An 18,681-nucleotide genomic window follows, 5' to 3' on the forward strand; every position below is an offset into this window, starting at 1 on the left:
CTCGAATCCTGCTTCTTTTTTGGTACATTTTATTTTCCTACAGAAGTCCACTTAAAGCTTAGCTCTGGACCATATTTATTGATGTAAAGATCGTTTATTGTTTCGCGCTGTAAAAATGCTCTTCCACGTTGATAGATTGGTGCAATCGCCGCTTCATCGAATAAGATTTTTTCTGCTTTCGAAAGATTATTCCAACGTCCTTTTACATCAGATCCTTCTTTCTTAGCCTTTGTAATCAGTTCATCATACTGAGCATTTGAATAGCCCATTTTATTTTGCGCACCGTTTGTTACAAATAAATCAAGGAATGTCATTGCATCCGGGTAGTCTGGTCCCCAACCGCTGTAGGAGATATCATAATCACCGCTGCTCTCTAACTTTAACACTTGTGCAAAAGGTTGTACTTTCACATTTAGTTTTAAGCCTGGTAAATTCTTTTCTAATTCACCTTTTAAAAACTCACTAATTTTCTTCGCTAATTCTGTATCAGAGTTTAATAACGTTAATTCAATTGTGTCTTTTCCAAGCTCTTTTTTACCAGCTTCCCAATACTTTTTCGCCTCTTTCAGATCCACTTTTACAAGATTTCCATTTTCTTTACGGAAATCTTTCCCGTCAGCATTCTTAACAAAGTCTTCTGGAACTAAGCCGCCAGCTGCTTTTGAACCGTTATTCAACATTGTATTGATCATACCGTTGCGTTCAAACCCTAGAGAAATCGCTTTACGAATATTTTTATTTGCTAAAGCTGGATTCTTTTGATTTAAACGTAAGAAGAATACTGTTGGATCACTTGTCGTTTTGAAACCGCCATCTTTTCTATATTTATCTACAAATTCTGCCGATAAAAGAACACGGTCAGCTGCTTTTGTTTCATATAAATTTACCGCTGTTCCTATCTCTTTTACGATATTATAGTTGATTTCCTCTAATTTAACTTTTTTATTATCCCAATAAGATGGATTTTTCTTTAATTGGAAGTTTTGCTCATGCTTCCATTCACTTAATACAAATGGACCATTATATAATGTTGTATTTGCTTCTAGTCCATGCTTTTGCCCTTGTTCTTTTACGAATTTTTCATTAAGTGGGAAGAACAGCGGATATACTGTTAAATTCACAAAATACGGAACCGGATTGTCTAATTCTACTTCGAATGTATAATCATCAACTGCTTTGACACCCAATTGGTCTGCCGGCAATTGTTTCATATTAATCTTCTCTGCATTCTTCACATCAAACATAATGTAAGCAGATTTTGCAGCTGTATCTGGATTTACTGCTCGTTGCCAAGAATACACAAAATCTTTCGCTGTTACAGGTTCCCCATTTGACCATTTTGCATCTTTACGTAATTTAAATGTATATTTCTTTCCATCTGTTGATTTTTCATACGACTCGGCAACACCTGAGACTAATTTTTGATCTTTTCCAAGACGATATAATCCTTCCATTGCATTGTTCATTACGCTTGAAGATGCTGCATCTGTTGTTAATGTTGTATCCATCGTTGGAAGCTCAGATGTTTCAATCATGTTGATTACCTGCTTCGCATTACTTGTGTCCCCTTTTGCTTTCGCTTGCGAATCATCTTTTGAATATCCGCATCCCCCTAGAATCATGCTTACTGTCAATGTTGATGCAAGTAGCACCGGCACTTTTTTCTTCATATATTATACCCTCCTCCAAAATGTTAGACCTTTTATCGAAAATAATAAAAAGTAAATAAGTTCTAACAATTCATATTATACATACAAATTGATTATTTGTATATTTATTTTTCTATTTTATGAAAATTTTCTGTTAACATTTTATTCCTTCTTTTTCGTTTAAGGTCAATATATATACTGATTATTGTTATTTTTTAATTTATTTAAATTATCTGAATATAATTAGAAGATTTTTATGATATATGTTTTGTGCAAAATGCTTTATTTTTAATTATTCTAAAAAAAATGAAAAACCGAGCACATTGTCCATGCGCTCGGTTACTCTTATTGATAAATTTCTTTATATTTTTTATACTCAGCTTCTGAGCAAAGCACGAAATGCCCTGGGCGAACTTCGCGCATTTGCGGCTCTTCATTCCCATATTGATGCTGAGACGAATCGTACACGATACGTTTACGATTGCGCTCATAATCTGGATCTGGAAGCGGAATTGCTGATAGTAGTGATTTTGTATACGGATGAATTGGATGCTCGTATAACTCTTCACTCGTTGCAAGTTCCACGATTTTCCCGTGATACATAACACCGATGCGGTCACTAATATATTTTACCATCGATAAATCATGGGCAATAAATAAGTATGTTAAACCTTTTTCTTTTTGTAACTTTTTCAATAAGTTAACGACTTGCGCCTGAATTGACACGTCAAGTGCTGAAATCGGCTCATCGGCAATAATAAAGTCCGGCTCTACCGCTAACGCCCGTGCAATTCCAATACGCTGACGTTGACCACCAGAGAATTCATGCGGGAAACGACTTGCATGCTCACGGTTTAAACCAACCGTTTCAAGCAATTCATACACACGCTTCATACGATCTTCTTTGTTTTTAGCAAGACCATGAATATCAATTCCTTCTGCAATAATATCTCCAACGCTCATACGCGGATTTAATGATGCATATGGATCTTGGAAAATCATTTGCATTTTACGATTAAATTTCTTTAGTTCAGCACGTGATTTTTTACCGTGTACATTTTCCCCATCAAATAATACTTCTCCTGCCGTCGCATCATATAAACGAATGATTGTTCTTCCCGTTGTCGATTTACCAGAACCTGACTCTCCTACAAGTCCGAATGTTTCTCCGCGGAAAATATCGAACGTAACATCATCAATCGCTTTTACAACTCCGCCGTTCACGTTAAAATATTGTTTTACATTTTTTACTTCAATTAATTTTTCACGATTATTAGTCATGCTGTTCACCCGCTTTCATTTGTCGAATACGTCTTTGGACAATTTCAGGCGGCTCCACTTTTGGAGCTTGTTCATGAAGCAGCCATGTTGCTGCATAATGCGTATCACTTACTTTGAAGAAAGGTGGTTCCATTTCAAAGTCGATTTTTAATGCCTGTGGATTACGCGCTGCGAATGCATCACCTTTTGGCGGATTTAATAAGTCTGGCGGCGTTCCTGGAATCGCATATAATTCTTCTTCCTCGCCTTCTAAACTTGGCATAGACGCCAACAATCCCCACGTATACGGATGCTTTGGATTATAGAAAATTTCATCAACCGTTCCAATCTCTACAACTTTCCCTGCATACATAACAGCTACGCGGTCTGCCACATTGGCAACAACACCTAAATCATGCGTGATAAAAATAATAGCCGCTTCTGTTTTTTGCTGAATGTCTTTCATCAACTCTAAAATTTGTGCTTGAATTGTTACGTCAAGCGCAGTTGTCGGCTCATCGGCAATTAATAATTTCGGATTACAAGCAAGTGCCATCGCAATAACAACACGTTGTCTCATCCCACCTGAAAATTGGTGCGGATATTGTTTTAGGCGTGCTTCCGGATTTGGAATTCCTACAAGGTCGATCAGCTCTAACGCTACTTTACGCGCATCAGCCTTATTCATTCCTTGATGTTTAATAAGACCTTCCATAATTTGATTGCCAATTGTCATTGTTGGATTTAAAGACGTCATTGGATCTTGGAAAATCATCGCAATCTCTTTTCCACGAATTTGTTGCATTTCTTTTTCAGACAACTTCGTTAAATCACGGCCGTCAAAAATAATTTCTCCGTCTTTAATACGACCTGGCGGCTTTGGAATCAAGTCCATTAGCGCTTTAGACGTAACAGATTTCCCCGAACCAGACTCCCCCACAATTGCTAGCGTTTCTCCCTTTTTCAAATCAAAAGTAACTCCGCGTACCGCTTGTACTTCACCAACATGTGTGTCGAACGAAACTTGTAAATCTTTTACTTCTAACAAAGTTTTCATCATTCCCTCTCCTTTCTCCTTTATTTACGCATTTTTGGATCTAATGCATCACGTAAACCATCTGCTAATAAGTTTAATGCTAAAATTAACATACTGATTACAGCTGCTGGAATAAACATCATATGCGGATATGTTTGAATTGACTTATACCCGTCACTTACTAAAGAACCTAATGATGCTAACGGCGGCTGAATTCCAAGACCGATGAAACTTAAGAAAGCTTCTCCAAATACTGCATGTGGAATTGTAAACATTGTCATAACAATGATAGATCCCATTAAGTTTGGCACTAAATGCTTTACAATTAATTGTGTATTTGTTGCTCCAAGTGTACGTGATGCTAACACATACTCTTGATCTTTCATTTTCAACACTTGTCCACGTACAACACGTGACATTCCAATCCATCCTGTAAGAGTCATCGCAAGTGTAATTGATAGAATACCAGGATCCATTACAATTACCATTAAAATTACGACAATTAAGTACGGAATACCATTTAATACTTCAACGAAACGTTGCATGAAGTTATCAACGCGGCCTCCGTAGAATGCGGAAATCCCACCATATGCAACCCCAATAATTAAATCAATTACCGCTGCTAATATTGCGATATATAAAGATACTCGGGTTCCTTCCCACGTTCTTGTCCAAATATCACGGCCAAGATCATCTGTACCAAACCAGAAATAATCTTTAATATCGCGTTTCTCATACTGATCTACACCATATTGGTCTACACCATCAAAAGGCAACCAGTGAATATTCTCTAAAACCGGTACTTTCGGCGGTATTTTTGCACGGTTTAAATCTTGATCTTTATAAGAATATTTACTCATCATCGGACCGAAAATTGCCAACAGAACAATGAGAGCTAAAATAACCATTCCAAAGACCGCACCCTTATGTTGAAACAGTCTTCTTCTTACATCTTCCCAAAATTTTATACTCGGACGGGCAATAACTTCATTATCTGTACTACTACGATTTGCTGGTTGAAATAAATCTGGAGATATTTTTTGCACATCTTTCATCATTTTTTCCCTCCCGCTAAACGAATACGAGGATCAACTACGCCGTATAAGATATCAACAATAAAGATAACAAGAATGAATAGCGCACTATAGAACATCGTTGTCCCCATAATAACTGTATAATCGTTCACTGGAATAGACTTAACGAACTGTTCCCCTAAACCTGGTACAGCAAATACTTGCTCAACAACAAGTGTTCCTGTCATTAAAGCTGCAACCATTGGCCCTAAAATTGTAATGATTGGAATAAGCGCATTTCGCAGTGCATGTTTCACAATAATTACACCTTGACTAAGCCCTTTTGCTTTTGCTGTTAAAATGTATTCTGCTTGCATGACTTCTATTAATTCGGTACGTGCAAAACGAGCTATTGTAGCCACTACAGATACCGCCAATGCAATTGTTGGAAGAATTGTATATTCAAAACCTTTCCAAAACGCTACCGGCAACCATCCCGCTTTTACTGCTACATAATATTGTAATAGTGCTGCAAAAACGAATCCCGGTACAGACATTCCGAGTACCGAAATGAACGTTGCCCCGTAATCAGCCCATGTATTCGTACGAAGCGCTGCAACAATACCTAGTAATAATCCAATAATAGTACCTAAAACAATGGCTTGAAAACCTAATTGTGCAGATGGACCAATGCGGCCAACAATCATCTCTGTTACTGGGCGGTTATCATATTGGAATGATACCCCTAAGTCCCCTTTAGCTAAATTTTTCATGTAGTGAACATATTGCACTGGTAGCGGATCGTTTAATCCGTATTTTTCCAAAATGATTTCTTTTTGTGCAGGTGATAATTTCTCCTGATTTTTAAGCGGAGAACCTGGTAACAACTTCATTAAAAAGAATGTTAAAGTTGTGATTAAAAATAATGTAATGACCATGTACGCGAAACGTTGCAATGTATAACGTCCCATAAATAGCACCTCCCCATTTTTTCAAAAGCAATAAGATAGTTTAAAATATTCTTACTATTATCTTTAAAAATAAGAGCATACGCCCATCATAGGCATATACCCTTGAAAACGATGGAATAAACTGCATTATTACTACCATTTGTAAAAAACTAGTATTAAAAGAATAATCTCCAAGTTTCTACAATTTTCATTATACATATAATGAGTCAATTGTGAATATAATTTTTTATTTTTTTGTTAAAATTTTTAATTTACAGTGTATTTTGTATATACTTTGTAAAGACATGACTTAACATTGAAGTTATCTCATTAAAGGAAAATGCGCAATTATATATTTTTTCTAAAAATTCTTTATAGTACACATTATAACTTTTATAGTATAATAATTCTAGTAATTTTTTTACGGAGGGGAAGCATTTGAATACATTTTTTTCACGTATTAGTATACTAACAGGGAGCACAATTGCGATTTCTGGCGCATATGCTGTTATATTTTCTAATTCTTTTTTATTAAATTTTGTCAATATGATGTTTTATATTGCTTTACTCTTCATTATTATCGGAGGCTTTGTATTTCTATTTCAACGAGGTTTTTTCAATGTAACAATATATGCTTTTAAAAAATTAGGTCGATCGAATAAAAAGATTGAATCTTTAATTGAGGGAGAAGAAGAACGCGATCCGAAAGAAATATTATATAGAACGTATTCTTTTACATGGACATACCCTGTCTTAATTACCGGTATCATATTAGCGGCTTTTTCAAGCATTATGAGTTTTGCTGTTTGAAAAATTTGCAAACGATTTATTGTATGTTATAATGGTACAAAAAATTTATACGTATGCAATGAGAAAGAAGAGTACATATTGAGGCATTTTCAGAGAGCTTGTGGTTGGTGAGAACAAGTAATTGCACAATATGGAATGGACTTTTGAGCACCAAACCGAAACGTTACAGGAGTAGGCTTTGGCGTCACATCCAACGTTACAATGGATAAAGAGATTTTGCCTTTGGCAAAATAATTAGGGTGGTACCGCGGTCCATTCGTCCCTATTTTTAGGGATGAATGGGCTTTTTGTATTGGAAAAGCGCAAGCGGCTTGCTCAGAATCGCAGGGCGTTGGAGCTCCCGGCAGAGAGGTGCTCTTTACCTCGACCGAGGGGGCGAAACGACCGGAGATTCTAGCCGCTGGAGCTAGACATACCGAAAAGCGCAAGCGGCTTGCTCAGAATCGCACAAGTCCCCCGCTCAAAACCATCAAACGTTAGGATTCTATGCGGAAATATAAAAAACAATACACCTTTTCAAGGAGGAAATGATATGTCAGTTATTTTTTCAGGCATTCAGCCAAGCGGAACAATTACACTTGGGAACTATTTAGGAGCAATGAAGCAGTTTACAGAACTGCAAAATGAACACGATTGCTATTTCTGCATCGTAAACCAACATGCGATTACTGTACCGCAGGACCAAGTACAGCTTCGTAAAAATATTCGTAGTCTCGCAGCATTATACTTAGCATGCGGCATCGATCCAGAGAAATCTACACTATTTGTACAATCAGAAGTTCCAGCACACGCTCAGCTTGGATGGATTATGCAATGTACTGCGTATGTCGGTGAATTAGAACGTATGACGCAGTATAAAGATAAAGCAAAAGGCAGAGAATCTGTTCCAGCTGCTTTATTAACATACCCGCCATTAATGGCAGCAGACATTTTACTATACAATACAGAGATTGTTCCAGTTGGAGAGGACCAAAAACAACATATGGAATTAACGCGCGACTTAGCAGAGCGTTTTAACAAGCGTTATCGCGAAGTGTTTACAATTCCAGAAGTTCGCATTCCAAAAGTAGGCGCACGCGTTATGTCATTAACAGAGCCGACGAAAAAAATGAGTAAATCTGATCCAAATCCAAAATCGATGATTAGTTTACTTGACGATCCAAAAACGATTGAAAAGAAAATTAAAAGTGCTGTAACCGATTCAGACGGCATCGTAAAATTCAATAAAGAAAATAAACCAGGTGTTTCAAACTTATTAACAATCTACTCTTCTTTCTCAGGGAAAACAGTAGAAGAATTAGAAGCTGAATACGAAGGTAAAGGATACGGCGACTTTAAAGGCGACTTAGCGCAAGTTGTTGTAGAAGCAATCCGTCCAATTCAAGAAAAATATAATGAACTGATTAACTCTCCTGAATTAGACGAAATCCTTGATCAAGGGGCTGAAAAAGCAAACCGCGTCGCTATGAAACAACTACGTAAAATCGAAAACGCAATGGGATTGAGCAGAAAACGAAGATAGCACGAAAAGCGGAAGCGGCTCGCTCAGAATCGCAGGGCGTTGGAGCTCCCGACTGAGAGGTGCTTTTTACCTCGACCGAGGGGGCGAAACGACCGGAGATTCTAGCCGCTGGAGCTGGACATATCGAAAAGCGGAAGCGGCTCGCTCAGAATCGCAGGGCGTTGGAGCTCCCGACTGAGAGGTGCTTTTCACCTCGACCGAGGGGGCGAAACGACCGGAGATTCTAGCCGCTGGAGCTGGACATACCGAAATGCAGAAGCGGCTCGTTCAGAATCGCAGGGCGTTGGAGCTCCCGACTGAGAGGTGCTTTTTACCTCGACCGAGGGAGCGAAACGACCGCAGATTCTAGCCGCTGGAGCTGGACATACCGAAATGAGGAAGCGGCTCGCTCAGAATCGCAGGGCGTTGGAGCTCCCGACTGAGAGGTGCTTTTTACCCCGCAGGAAGGTGCGAAGCCACCGACCATCCGAGCCGCTGGAGCTGGACATACCGAAATGAGGAAGCGGCTTGCTCACTCGTATGACGGATTTTACCGAAGAATCTTTATTTCGTGTCGAATCGCCGATAAACGCATTACTTCCGCCGATATCTTAAGTGGGCACACAAAAAGGAATGATCCAAAGGCCATACGTGCCTTTTGGATCATTCCTTTTAATTTACCTTTTGCTCATTTTCCATTTCCCACAACTTTTCAAAGAACGGTTGTCCTCTTACAAGTCGCTCACAGAGCTGTTCGTGTTTATCTGACCAGCCGTGCTTCGATTCTTCAAATAAACGGTTCCATACTTCTTCAAATGGTAGATGTTGCACAGCTGAATATGCTGCTGGATCCCATTCTGTATACCAATAGCGAATTTCTGCTGGATTTTTCGTTGTATGTAGCTGATCTAGTGCCATAAAGAGCAGTTGTTTTAATTGTCGTTCTTTCCGTGTTAACCCATTCATCATATGCGGGGAAGGTGATAAAATATGATGTTCCTTTTGCGGTGATTCCCCTTCAAAATCATATGTTTCTGCTTGCACACTTTCTACCATTTCATACACCATTTGCTCTTGTCTTGGAATCAATCTGCTTTTTCGGATTGGAATGTTGTATCCAATTGTATCAACCGCAATAATTCCTTTTCCGTCTGATACAACAAAACAATATTCCTGCTGCAGCCGTTCATGGTTCTTTCGAATATACGCCTTATGATGTACGTCTTCCAATAGTTTTCGCGGAAGTTCTAGCAATTCGTTCTCGATGTAATGATATAATGTGGAATCTACTTTTACTAATGGTACTTGATCTAACAATTCGATCGTATCATCCTTCCGCCATTCATAGAAATGACAGACGTTATACCCGTTTTCTTCACCTTCAAACCAATTTACCCATACATCATGCAGATATAACATTGCTTACCCCTCACTTCACAACTGTTTGTAAATCTCATTATGGTCATCTTTCGTAAAATTTATTCCAAGAGAGGAAATATATTCTTCTTAATTAATTTCTTCATCATCCTCTATCTTTCATGCTTATACAGTGGAATTTTTCTTCCTCGTCCATCAATAACACTTCGCTTCTCTTGGAATATTGAGGTGGAGTTTTATACGGGAGAAAAAGACAACGCCTCTTCTAAAATAGCTTTCGCATCCATGCCTAATAAAGAAGTTGTGTTCCACTTCTTATGCTCTACGCAATCTTTTACAATATGAAATCCCACAGCATACCCAAGCATTTTCGGATAGAATAATCCTCGTCCGTTTAGCAATATATCGTGCTCGCGCGTCCCTCGTTCTATCTCCTGCTTATCTTGTATAAATCGGCGCCAGAACATAATTGCTTCTTCTTTCTCGTAATAAGACACCCACGGCGCATAGTAGCTCTCTCCATGCCGTTCAAACACCGCATGTTCTGCTAATCCTTCCATCACCATTGTATCCAAGATGGTATACGCTTCTTCTCTCCTTTCATTTGCATGAATCCGACATATATGATGATATTCATGAGTAAGCAATGCCTTTAGCTCAGCAATCGAACTTTGGGAATTTACAAATAAAAACAAAGCATTTCGCATTGCCAATCCCGCTTTTCCGTTATATTCTCGCTGAACAGTTCGATTATACGGATCTGATAACAAGATAAATACCGGTATATTAGGCCCCTCTAACCATTCCTGAAGCTTTTTATATTCTACCGCCAATCGCTCCCATACTCGTTCTTTTTGCAATATGTCTATCTCTTTCTCACCACCTGCTACCGGCCGAAACATTCCTTTTGACACAAGAAATCGATACAACGTTTCTTTCTGGAGCGGAATATACTTTGTAAACTTCTCGCAAATTTTTTCCGGCTCTTGATAATGCGTACGCATCCACTCTGCTGTTTGAACCACTCCCATCTCTCCCACTCTCCTTTTGTTCCATACATATGCAACAAAACGAAAGAAAGCATAAAAAAAGTTCATATTTCCATCAAAATCATTGAAATAGGCCATAAAAAAGAAGATAACCATCTACTGTACAGACGATTATCTTCCTTTCAAATTCTATATATTCAATGGAATTTCTATTATATAAATCCACTTTGTTTTTGAGCATACAAATCGCTGCCACGCAAAACAAAAAGTAATCTACACTCGTTTTCTCTCTTTGCTTCTACGCACGGCTAGATGCTCTCGATCACCTAAAAAGAAGGTTTTTTCAATTTGTATTTATTTATATTCTTTAAATACTAACGCTGCGTTATGACCACCAAACCCCAATGAGTTACTTAATACAGCACGTACTTTTTGTTGTCTTGCTTGATTTGGCACACAATCTAAATCGCACTCTGGGTCTGGTGTTTCATAGTTAATTGTTGGCGGAACAACGCCATCTGTAATTGTTTTCACAGATATAATCGCTTCTACCGCACCAGCTGCACCTAATAAATGTCCTGTCATTGATTTTGTTGAGCTTACCGCTACTTTATATGCATGCTCACCAAATACTTCTTTAATTGCCATCGTTTCATATCTTTCATTCGCTTCCGTACTTGTACCGTGCGCATTAATGTAATCGATATCTTCTGGCTGAAGACCCGCTTCTTCTAACGCTTGACGCATTGCACGTACGCCGCCTTCACCGCCAGGAGCTGGAAGTGTAATATGGAATGCATCACCTGTTGCTCCGTATCCAACAATTTCAGCATAAATGTGTGCACCGCGCGCTAATGCATGCTCTAATTCTTCTAATACGAGAATTCCTGCTCCTTCTCCCATTACGAATCCACTTCGATTTTTATCGAACGGACGGCAAGCAGTTGCTGGATCTTCATTAAATGTTAATGCTTTAGCTGAACAAAATCCGGCAACCGCCAAATTTGTTAACGGTGCTTCCGCTCCGCCTGCAATCATCGCATCTGCATCTCCGCGCTCAATAACTTTATATGCATCACCAATAGAATGTGCACCTGATGCACAAGCTGTCACTGTACATGTATTAATCCCTTTTGCACCTAATGCAATGGACACTTGACCTGCAGCCATATCAGGAATCATCATTGGTACCAAAAATGGACTAACGCGGCGTGGGCCTTTTTCATTAAAGATTTTAAACTGCTCTTCATATGTTTCCATACCACCGATTCCGGATCCAATCCACACACCAATGCGCGGTCCGTTTTCTTCAGTAATTTCTAGCTTTGCATCTTCTACAGCCATTTTTGCTGCTGCTACTGCATATTGTGTAAAGCGGTCCATACGACGCGCTTCTTTTTTATCAATATATTTTTCAACTTCAAAGTCATTAATTTCCGCAGCCACTTTCACCGGAAACTGATCTGCATCTAAGCGTGTAAGACGTCCGATTCCAGATACACCATTTTTAATATTTTCCCAAGCAGCTTCTACATTCGTTCCTACTGGAGTAACTGCTCCTAATCCTGTAATTACAACACGCTTTTTTTTCATACAACATACACTCCTTTTCTCTCAGTCCTTATTTACCCCAACGAAGAGCAACTGCTCCCCATGTTAATCCGCCGCCAAAACCAACTAATATGATGAGATCCCCATCTTGAATACGTCCATTTTGCAATTCTTCTACCATAGCAATCGGAATTGAAGAAGCTGACGTATTCCCAAACTTGGAAATTGTCGTACTCATTTTTTCTTGCGGTAAATTTAGCCGTTCCCTCGCTGATTCCATAATACGAATATTCGCTTGATGAGGCACTAAAAAGTCCACATCTTCTTTCGTAAGACCCGCTTTTTCTATAACGCGAAGACACGAATCACCAAGTTGACGAACAGCAAACTTAAAGACTTCTCTGCCATTCATCATAACATATTCATCACGATAAAGGTGTTTACCACCACTTCCATCTGCACCTAATTCAAACGAAAGAATACCTTTTCCTTCTGAAACAGCTCCCATAACGACAGCACCTGCTCCATCTCCAAATAAAACTGCCGTATTTCGGTCATTCCAGTCTACAATTTTGGATAACTTATCGCTACCAATTACTAATATATTTTTATAAGCTCCAGTTTGAATAAATTGTTGTGCGGTAATCATTCCGTACATAAAACCAGCACAAGCAGCACCTAAATCCATCGCTGCTGCATGCTTTGCTCCAATTTGTTCTTGAACTTCGCAAGCAACCGCCGGAAACGAACGATCTGGCGTTACTGTTGCAACTAAAATAAGATCAATTTCTTCTCCGCTAATTCCTGCGTCTTCAAGTGCTTTTTTTGCAGCTTCCGCGGCCATATATGAAGTATCTATTGTATCATCAGCAATTCGTCTTTCTTCAATTCCTGTTCTTGTTCGAATCCATTCATCAGATGTATCCATTATTTTTTCCAAGTCGTGATTTGTGACAACTTTTTCTGGCACATATCTCCCGATCCCTAAAATGCCTACATTCACATTGCAACCCTCCGGTTTATATCAATTATTATGACTTGGTACTAATTTTAAATGATAAGTTTCCTTTTGTCTATATATTATTAATTTGTTATTTTATAGTACATGGCAAGCCTTTCCCGCAAATCACAGAATTCTGGATACAATTTCAAATTGGACAACATTCCCTGAATAACTAGTACTATCGGCTTATTCATCTTCAGTTCTGCCTCTAATACATCTAAAGTTACCAATAATTCATCATTCTCTATTCGATCTACTAATATACGTTTTAATGACAGTGATCGCATCCACTTGCATTAGGCTTTGAAGGAAGCTCCTTATCTCAAAAGGTCTTGGCGTCACAGTAATCGGCAGATTAACAAGCTCTACACTATTAACATTATTAATCGTACCAATTGTGTACGAAGTAATAAGTAAGTTCAAACGCAAAAATAAAGTAGCGGAATAAAAAAAGCGAGACCTCTTTAAAACGGAAAGGTCTCTTTTTATACACTTCCAACCATTAAGTCACTGCTATGCAGAAAATAACATGACAACTACTTGCGTTCTCCTGTTGCTTTAACCTCGCACGTGGCAGAAAAAGCCCTGACCGCTTCTACGCACGGCCAGATGCTCTCGCCCACCCTAAAAAGAAAGCGGTTTTTCAATTCGTATTTATTTTACTCTTTTGCATCTGCTTTCCCAAGTTCATATGCTTCGCCCATAACCTTCATTAATAACTCCAATACAGGCTGTGCTTTCGCCATATCCAATGCTACGCCGTGATCATCTAAAATTGCTTTCGCTTCCGGTAAGTGTTTCATTGCGATTTGTAAAAACTGCATATTTTTTTCGTTCATGTTTCTTCATCCTTTCCACATCAAAACTTTCATTTTCAGTTTACCATGTGTTACTTGTTTCGTATAACTCCCGATATTGTTTTATGTGAGAAATTTGACGCCCCATCCCCTGTTCTAAAGAAAACTTACTTGGAACAACTATTTTTTCTTCCTCACCTGTTACGCACTCTTTCTCCTCTATTTGAAAAGCACCTGTTTTCTGTAATAGTTCAATTCCTTTTTGCCAGCGATTTTTCTCTTCACTGCAAAGAGAATATATTTTCATTTCCATTTTCCTTTGACCGATCATATATAAATAGTTCGCAACATCTTCGACATATAAAAGGTCACATGTACATTCTTCTACCCTAAGAGAAATCGTTTGTTGTTGTAACTGAGCTAGAATGATATGGTGATATGCCATAAATGACGGTTGCCACGGTCCATATACTACCGGAACACGTAGTATACAGTAATCCGCGTCTCCTTTTTGTACTTCTCGTTCAATTTTTGAAAAAAGCATACGATTTTCATTGCGACTACAAGTATGATTCACTTCTACAGAAGATAAAATAACGAATTTTATTTCTTTTCGTTTGCAATAACTCTCAAAGCGCTTTACATATTGCAATATGGTACGTTCATTTCGAAAATTCTTTTGCTGATTTGGCTCACATAAACAAAAGTATGCCGCATCAATATCTATTTCCTCCAAAACTTCCCATCCATCATTATCCCGCAGCGAAAAATACTTAAACAATGCATTGCGACCAATTAAATATAGTTTTTCTTCATTTATTTTAGAAACATTATTCATTTCATCAAAATCAAACGCATACACTTCAATCTCTTCTTCAAGGAACTTCTGCACAAGATGATAACCTATAAATGTTAACGCCCCAACAACAATGACTCGTTTCATTTGTTCTTCCTCCCCGCATAGATAAAAAGCTCCTTATGTACAGGAGCCTTATAAATCTTCATACCACTTAAAAAACTGACATGTATTTTGCGCCATTTTATATTTTACATCTTGTATATGAAAGGATAATGAAGTCGGACAATTCTCTTGTAAACGTTTCTTTTCATATTCCCGGAGCAACTGTTTTCGTTCTTTTTTTTCTTGAGCAGATACAAATATTTTCACTGGAACGGATGATACTAAATACGGAAATGCTTTCTTTTCAATTTTTCGTTCTAATTCCGATTCAGTTGCATCATATGCTTGCATCAGTTCACGAAGTAATCGCTTATAAAAAAATTTGTGCTCTTTTTCAATTTCAACGTGTGCCGGTAAATGAAGGCACGGGTTAAACATAAGGACAGAGCGCACACATTCAGGATATTGCGCCATCATGTCCATGGCAACAAGCGCACCCATTCCTTCTGCTATAATATGAATTTTTTCGTTTAAAATCTCCTTTTTCATGACGACATGATACAACCGCTTCGCTAAACGAACCGCCTGTTCATTCCCCCAATGTCTCCCGTATAAATTAGAAGAAAAAACTGTATAACCATTCTTGCGCAATTCGTTTAAAAATTGTAAGCGCCCGGCATGTTGCAGCCATAAACTTGTACCATTCTCAATGAAGTAATTGTAGTCACCTAATAATAATATTCCAAATCCATTCGGCTTTTCTGGTAAATGAATTACACATGGCTCTTGTTCTAAAAAGAAAAAACGTTCCGTAATCCTCATGCTTCTCCCGCCTTATATGACAACATCAAATATACTCTTTTATAATGTATGATACGAAGAGCAATTTGCTTTGCAAAAACGACAAATATTTTTTCTATATTCTTTTTCGAGTTATGATACAATAAAGACAAACTGAACGAATAGAGGTGTAAAAAGATGCGTGTATTTTGGGCCTTTTTCTGGTCGTTCTTGCTTGTACAAATGATGAGCTACGTAATTAGCGCGATGACGCCAGGCGTTACATACGATTTTGGGCAAGCGTCTATTTTTTCTGTAGTTATTACTGTACTTGTAATCGCACTTGGAGCTTTAATTCCAAACGAACCTGCACAGCAGCATTAATAAAAAAGAGTCCGGATACCCGGACTCTTTTTTATTGAACTTTGACAATTAACTCGTTATTTGATGCCTCAATCAATACATGACTATGATCTGTAATCGTGCCTGCAATGAGCGCACGCGCTAACTTCGTTTCAATTTGACGCTGTACGTAGCGTTTTAACGGACGTGCACCGTACATTGGATCAAACCCAGACTCTACAACAAACTCTTTTGCAGCATCTGTAAGTTCCACTGTAATATGACGATCTGCTAAACGATGTTGCAACTCTTTCACAATTTTATCAACAATACCTTTTATCTCATTTGTTGTAAGTGGTTTAAAGAGAATAATTTCGTCCACTCGATTTAAAAACTCTGGGCGGAAGTGACCGCGAAGTTGTCCCATTACAAGGTTTCTTGCTTCTTCTTGAATAGAACCATCTTCTCCTAATCCTTCTAATAAATATTGTGATCCGATATTGGACGTCATAATGATCACTGTATTTTTAAAATCAACTGTACGTCCTTGTGAATCTGTAATACGACCATCATCTAACATTTGCAGTAAAATATTAAACACTTCCGGATGCGCTTTTTCAATTTCATCTAATAAAATGACAGAATACGGTTTACGGCGCACAGCTTCTGTTAATTGTCCGCCTTCTTCATATCCGACATACCCAGGAGGTGCTCCGATTAAACGAGATACGGCATGCTTTTCCATGTACTCAGACATATCAATTCGAATGATTTGTTCTTCGCTATCAAATAATGACTGTGCCAATGTTTTCGCAAGTTCCGTTTTCCCAACACCTGTTGGTCCTAAGAAAATAAACGAACCAATCGGACGATTCGGATCTTTAATTCCCGCACGAGCACGTAATACTGCATCCGACACAAGGCCGACCGCTTCTTCTTGTCCGATGACACGCTCAGATAAAATTTGCTCTAAACGAAGCAGCTTCTCACGTTCTCCTTCTACGAGCTTTGCAATCGGAATACCAGTCCAGCGCGATACAATATTCGCAATTTCTTCTTCACTTACTTCTTCACGAAGAAGACGGTTATCTTGCTGTTTATTCGCACTTGCTTCTTCTGCTTCTTTCAATTCTTTTTCTACAGCTGGAATTTTGCCGTGACGAAGCTCTGCTGCTTTATTTAAATCGTAATTTCCTTCCGCTTCTTCTAGCTCTCTTCGCAAACGCTCTAAACTTTCACGTAAATCGCGCACTTTATGAATTTCTTCTTTCTCTTTTTGCCACTGCGCCCGCATTCCACTCGCTTTTTCTTTTAAATCCGACAACTCACGCTGCAATGTTTGCAGGCGTTCCCTACTTGCCTGGTCTGTTTCTTTACTTAGCGCGGCCTCTTCAATTTCTAGCTGCATAATACGACGTGTTATTTCGTCTAGCTCTGTTGGCAGCGAATCAATTTCTGTCCGAATCGTTGCACATGCTTCATCAACTAGATCGATTGCTTTATCCGGTAAGAAACGATCAGAAATATAGCGATCTGATAACGTTGCAGCTGCAACAAGAGCACGATCATGTATATTCACACTATGGTAAATTTCAAATCGTTCTTTTAAACCGCGCAAAATAGAAATCGTATCCTCAACTGTCGGCTCTTCCGCTAATACTTGTTGGAAACGACGCTCTAATGCCGGATCTTTTTCAATATATTTGCGATATTCATTAAGTGTTGTCGCCCCGATGCAATGCAGCTCTCCGCGTGCTAACATTGGTTTTAACATATTTCCGGCATCCATTGCCCCCTCTGTTTTACCTGCACCAACAATTGTATGCAGCTCGTCGATAAATAATAAAATCTTTCCTTCACTTTTTTTAATTTCATTTAAGACCGCTTGCAGACGTTCTTCAAATTCACCGCGGAATTTCGCTCCTGCAACAAGCGCGCTCATATCGAGCGCAAAAATCGTTTTATCTTTTAACCCTTCTGGTACATCTTTACGAACAATACGCTGTGCTAATCCCTCAACGATCGCCGTTTTCCCAACACCGGGTTCACCAATTAATACAGGATTATTTTTTGTTTTACGCGATAAAATGCGAATTACGCGTCTAATTTCACTATCACGTCCAATGACTGGATCGATTTTTCCTTGTCTCACTTCCGCTACTAAATCACGACCATATTTCTCTAAAGCTTCGTATGTTACTTCTGGATTTTGACTCGTCACTCTTTGATTCCCCCGAACTTCTGTTAATGCTTGTAATAACGCTTCTTTCGTAATACGAAGCGACGTAAATAATTCACGTATATCATTTGTTTTCTTTTCATCACATAATGCAAGAAGAATATGTTCCACTGAAATGTAGTCATCTTGCAAATACTTCGCTTCTTCTTCAGCTCTTACAAGCAGCCCTTGAAGTGCACTTGTAATATAAACTTTCCCTACTTCTGCGCCTCCTCCTGTAACTGCTGGCTTTCGCTTCAGCAATCGTTCTACCGCTTGCACGAACTGATCTATATTTACATTCATCTTTTGAAAAATACGAATTGCTAATCCATCTTGTTGCTGAAGAAGCGCGGCTAAAAGATGTACAATATCAATATCTTGATGATGATGCTTAGTAGCAATTGATTGTGCACCCATAATCGCTTCTTGTGTTTTTGTCGTCATTCGATTTAAGTCCATCACGCCACAACTCCTCTATAGTTTGACTTTTTTTGACCTTTG

At 38.6% G+C, this 18,681-nt stretch carries 16 protein-coding genes, 1 pseudogene and 1 other annotated feature; of the genes and pseudogenes, 4 read left to right on the forward strand and 13 right to left on the reverse strand.

The window, feature by feature from the left end; all coding sequences use genetic code 11:
- Nucleotides 1-29: 29 nt before the first annotated feature.
- The 5 genes from H280_RS0103975 to opp3b all read right to left on the reverse strand — a co-directional run bounded on the left by H280_RS0103975 (nucleotide 30) and on the right by opp3b (nucleotide 5,929).
- On the reverse strand, nucleotides 30-1,670 hold the full coding sequence (locus tag H280_RS0103975) for a peptide ABC transporter substrate-binding protein (RefSeq protein WP_020059819.1): 1,641 nt from the start codon (nucleotides 1,668-1,670) through the stop codon (nucleotides 30-32).
- A 324-nt stretch (nucleotides 1,671-1,994) separates the two neighbouring features.
- The gene (locus tag H280_RS0103980) at nucleotides 1,995-2,930 is read right to left on the reverse strand and encodes an ABC transporter ATP-binding protein (protein WP_020059820.1); all 936 of its coding nucleotides are present in this window, start codon (nucleotides 2,928-2,930) and stop codon (nucleotides 1,995-1,997) included.
- The gene (locus H280_RS0103985) at nucleotides 2,923-3,966 is read right to left on the reverse strand and encodes an ABC transporter ATP-binding protein (RefSeq protein ID WP_020059821.1); all 1,044 of its coding nucleotides are present in this window, start codon (nucleotides 3,964-3,966) and stop codon (nucleotides 2,923-2,925) included. The genes H280_RS0103980 and H280_RS0103985 overlap by 8 nt, the downstream gene beginning before the upstream one ends.
- A 20-nt stretch (nucleotides 3,967-3,986) precedes the next feature.
- Nucleotides 3,987-5,003, reverse strand: coding sequence for an oligopeptide ABC transporter permease (opp3C, locus tag H280_RS0103990; protein ID WP_020059822.1), 1,017 nt, complete (start codon nucleotides 5,001-5,003; stop codon nucleotides 3,987-3,989).
- Entirely contained in the window at nucleotides 5,000-5,929 is a 930-nt protein-coding gene (gene opp3b, locus H280_RS0103995; RefSeq protein WP_020059823.1) for an oligopeptide ABC transporter permease, read from the reverse strand. The genes opp3C and opp3b overlap by 4 nt, the downstream gene beginning before the upstream one ends.
- A 417-nt stretch (nucleotides 5,930-6,346) precedes the next feature.
- On the opposite strand from opp3b, the gene H280_RS0104000 reads away from it, so the two are divergent.
- Nucleotides 6,347-6,718: a DUF3899 domain-containing protein gene (locus tag H280_RS0104000; protein WP_020059824.1), complete on the forward strand. Its 372-nt coding sequence runs from the start codon at nucleotides 6,347-6,349 to the stop codon at nucleotides 6,716-6,718.
- Nucleotides 6,719-6,767: 49 nt separating this feature from the next.
- Nucleotides 6,768-6,985 (forward strand) — a binding site (T-box leader).
- Between the two features lie 265 nt (nucleotides 6,986-7,250).
- A complete protein-coding gene (trpS, locus tag H280_RS0104005) occupies nucleotides 7,251-8,240 on the forward strand; it encodes a tryptophan--tRNA ligase (protein ID WP_020059825.1) in 990 nt (329 codons plus the stop codon).
- 651 nt (nucleotides 8,241-8,891) lie between these two features.
- Here trpS and H280_RS0104010 read toward each other — a convergent pair.
- The 4 genes from H280_RS0104010 to H280_RS0104025 form a co-directional block, all read right to left on the reverse strand.
- Nucleotides 8,892-9,638 (reverse strand): YjbA family protein, encoded by a 747-nt coding sequence (locus tag H280_RS0104010; protein ID WP_020059826.1) that lies wholly within the window; start codon nucleotides 9,636-9,638, stop codon nucleotides 8,892-8,894.
- A gap of 194 nt (nucleotides 9,639-9,832) precedes the next feature.
- Nucleotides 9,833-10,627, reverse strand: a complete 795-nt coding sequence (locus H280_RS0104015; protein WP_020059827.1) for a DUF2268 domain-containing protein — start codon at nucleotides 10,625-10,627, stop codon at nucleotides 9,833-9,835.
- Between the two features lie 312 nt (nucleotides 10,628-10,939).
- A complete protein-coding gene (fabF, locus tag H280_RS0104020; RefSeq protein ID WP_020059828.1) occupies nucleotides 10,940-12,178 on the reverse strand; it encodes a beta-ketoacyl-ACP synthase II in 1,239 nt (412 codons plus the stop codon).
- 28 nt (nucleotides 12,179-12,206) lie between these two features.
- Nucleotides 12,207-13,139 (reverse strand): beta-ketoacyl-ACP synthase III, encoded by a 933-nt coding sequence (locus tag H280_RS0104025; protein ID WP_020059829.1) that lies wholly within the window; start codon nucleotides 13,137-13,139, stop codon nucleotides 12,207-12,209.
- 287 nt (nucleotides 13,140-13,426) lie between these two features.
- On the opposite strand from H280_RS0104025, the pseudogene H280_RS26910 reads away from it, so the two are divergent.
- Nucleotides 13,427-13,587, forward strand: a pseudogene (locus H280_RS26910) (hypothetical protein); the annotation flags it as partial.
- Nucleotides 13,588-13,798: 211 nt separating this feature from the next.
- Here the strand turns inward: H280_RS26910 and H280_RS0104035 are convergent.
- From H280_RS0104035 to H280_RS0104045, 3 genes are read right to left on the reverse strand one after another with little or no spacing between them, the layout of a single operon-like run.
- Nucleotides 13,799-13,978, reverse strand: coding sequence for a ComZ family protein (locus H280_RS0104035; RefSeq protein ID WP_020059831.1), 180 nt, complete (start codon nucleotides 13,976-13,978; stop codon nucleotides 13,799-13,801).
- Nucleotides 13,979-14,018: 40 nt separating this feature from the next.
- A complete protein-coding gene (locus tag H280_RS0104040) occupies nucleotides 14,019-14,879 on the reverse strand; it encodes an NAD-dependent epimerase/dehydratase family protein (protein WP_020059832.1) in 861 nt (286 codons plus the stop codon).
- 48 nt (nucleotides 14,880-14,927) lie between these two features.
- The gene (locus H280_RS0104045) at nucleotides 14,928-15,659 is read right to left on the reverse strand and encodes a hydrolase (RefSeq protein ID WP_020059833.1); all 732 of its coding nucleotides are present in this window, start codon (nucleotides 15,657-15,659) and stop codon (nucleotides 14,928-14,930) included.
- A gap of 156 nt (nucleotides 15,660-15,815) precedes the next feature.
- Here H280_RS0104045 and H280_RS0104050 point away from each other — a divergent pair, with 156 nt between their 5' ends.
- Entirely contained in the window at nucleotides 15,816-16,001 is a 186-nt protein-coding gene (locus H280_RS0104050) for a YjzD family protein (RefSeq protein ID WP_020059834.1), read from the forward strand.
- 31 nt (nucleotides 16,002-16,032) lie between these two features.
- On the opposite strand, the gene clpB is transcribed toward H280_RS0104050, so the two are convergent.
- A complete protein-coding gene (gene clpB, locus H280_RS0104055) occupies nucleotides 16,033-18,639 on the reverse strand; it encodes an ATP-dependent chaperone ClpB (RefSeq protein ID WP_020059835.1) in 2,607 nt (868 codons plus the stop codon).
- Between the last annotated feature and the right edge of the window lie 42 nt (nucleotides 18,640-18,681).

It is taken from the genome of Bacillus sp. 123MFChir2 (genome assembly GCF_000383235.1).
Taxonomy (GTDB): domain Bacteria; phylum Bacillota; class Bacilli; order Bacillales; family Bacillaceae_G; genus Bacillus_A.

Bases quoted from the DNA above. Each gene is read 5' to 3' on its own strand.
- H280_RS0103975 (WP_020059819.1), bottom strand. From the start codon at position 1,670: ATGAAGAAAAAAGTGCCGGTGCTACTTGCATCAACATTGACAGTAAGC.
- H280_RS0103980 (WP_020059820.1), bottom strand. From the start codon at position 2,930: ATGACTAATAATCGTGAAAAATTAATTGAAGTAAAAAATGTAAAACAA.
- H280_RS0103985 (WP_020059821.1), bottom strand. From the start codon at position 3,966: ATGAAAACTTTGTTAGAAGTAAAAGATTTACAAGTTTCGTTCGACACA.
- opp3C (WP_020059822.1), bottom strand. From the start codon at position 5,003: ATGATGAAAGATGTGCAAAAAATATCTCCAGATTTATTTCAACCAGCA.
- opp3b (WP_020059823.1), bottom strand. From the start codon at position 5,929: ATGGGACGTTATACATTGCAACGTTTCGCGTACATGGTCATTACATTA.
- trpS (WP_020059825.1), top strand. From the start codon at position 7,251: ATGTCAGTTATTTTTTCAGGCATTCAGCCAAGCGGAACAATTACACTT.
- H280_RS0104010 (WP_020059826.1), bottom strand. From the start codon at position 9,638: ATGTTATATCTGCATGATGTATGGGTAAATTGGTTTGAAGGTGAAGAA.
- H280_RS0104015 (WP_020059827.1), bottom strand. From the start codon at position 10,627: ATGGGAGTGGTTCAAACAGCAGAGTGGATGCGTACGCATTATCAAGAG.
- fabF (WP_020059828.1), bottom strand. From the start codon at position 12,178: ATGAAAAAAAAGCGTGTTGTAATTACAGGATTAGGAGCAGTTACTCCA.
- H280_RS0104035 (WP_020059831.1), bottom strand. From the start codon at position 13,978: ATGAACGAAAAAAATATGCAGTTTTTACAAATCGCAATGAAACACTTA.
- H280_RS0104040 (WP_020059832.1), bottom strand. From the start codon at position 14,879: ATGAAACGAGTCATTGTTGTTGGGGCGTTAACATTTATAGGTTATCAT.
- H280_RS0104045 (WP_020059833.1), bottom strand. From the start codon at position 15,659: ATGAGGATTACGGAACGTTTTTTCTTTTTAGAACAAGAGCCATGTGTA.
- H280_RS0104050 (WP_020059834.1), top strand. From the start codon at position 15,816: ATGCGTGTATTTTGGGCCTTTTTCTGGTCGTTCTTGCTTGTACAAATG.
- clpB (WP_020059835.1), bottom strand. From the start codon at position 18,639: ATGGACTTAAATCGAATGACGACAAAAACACAAGAAGCGATTATGGGT.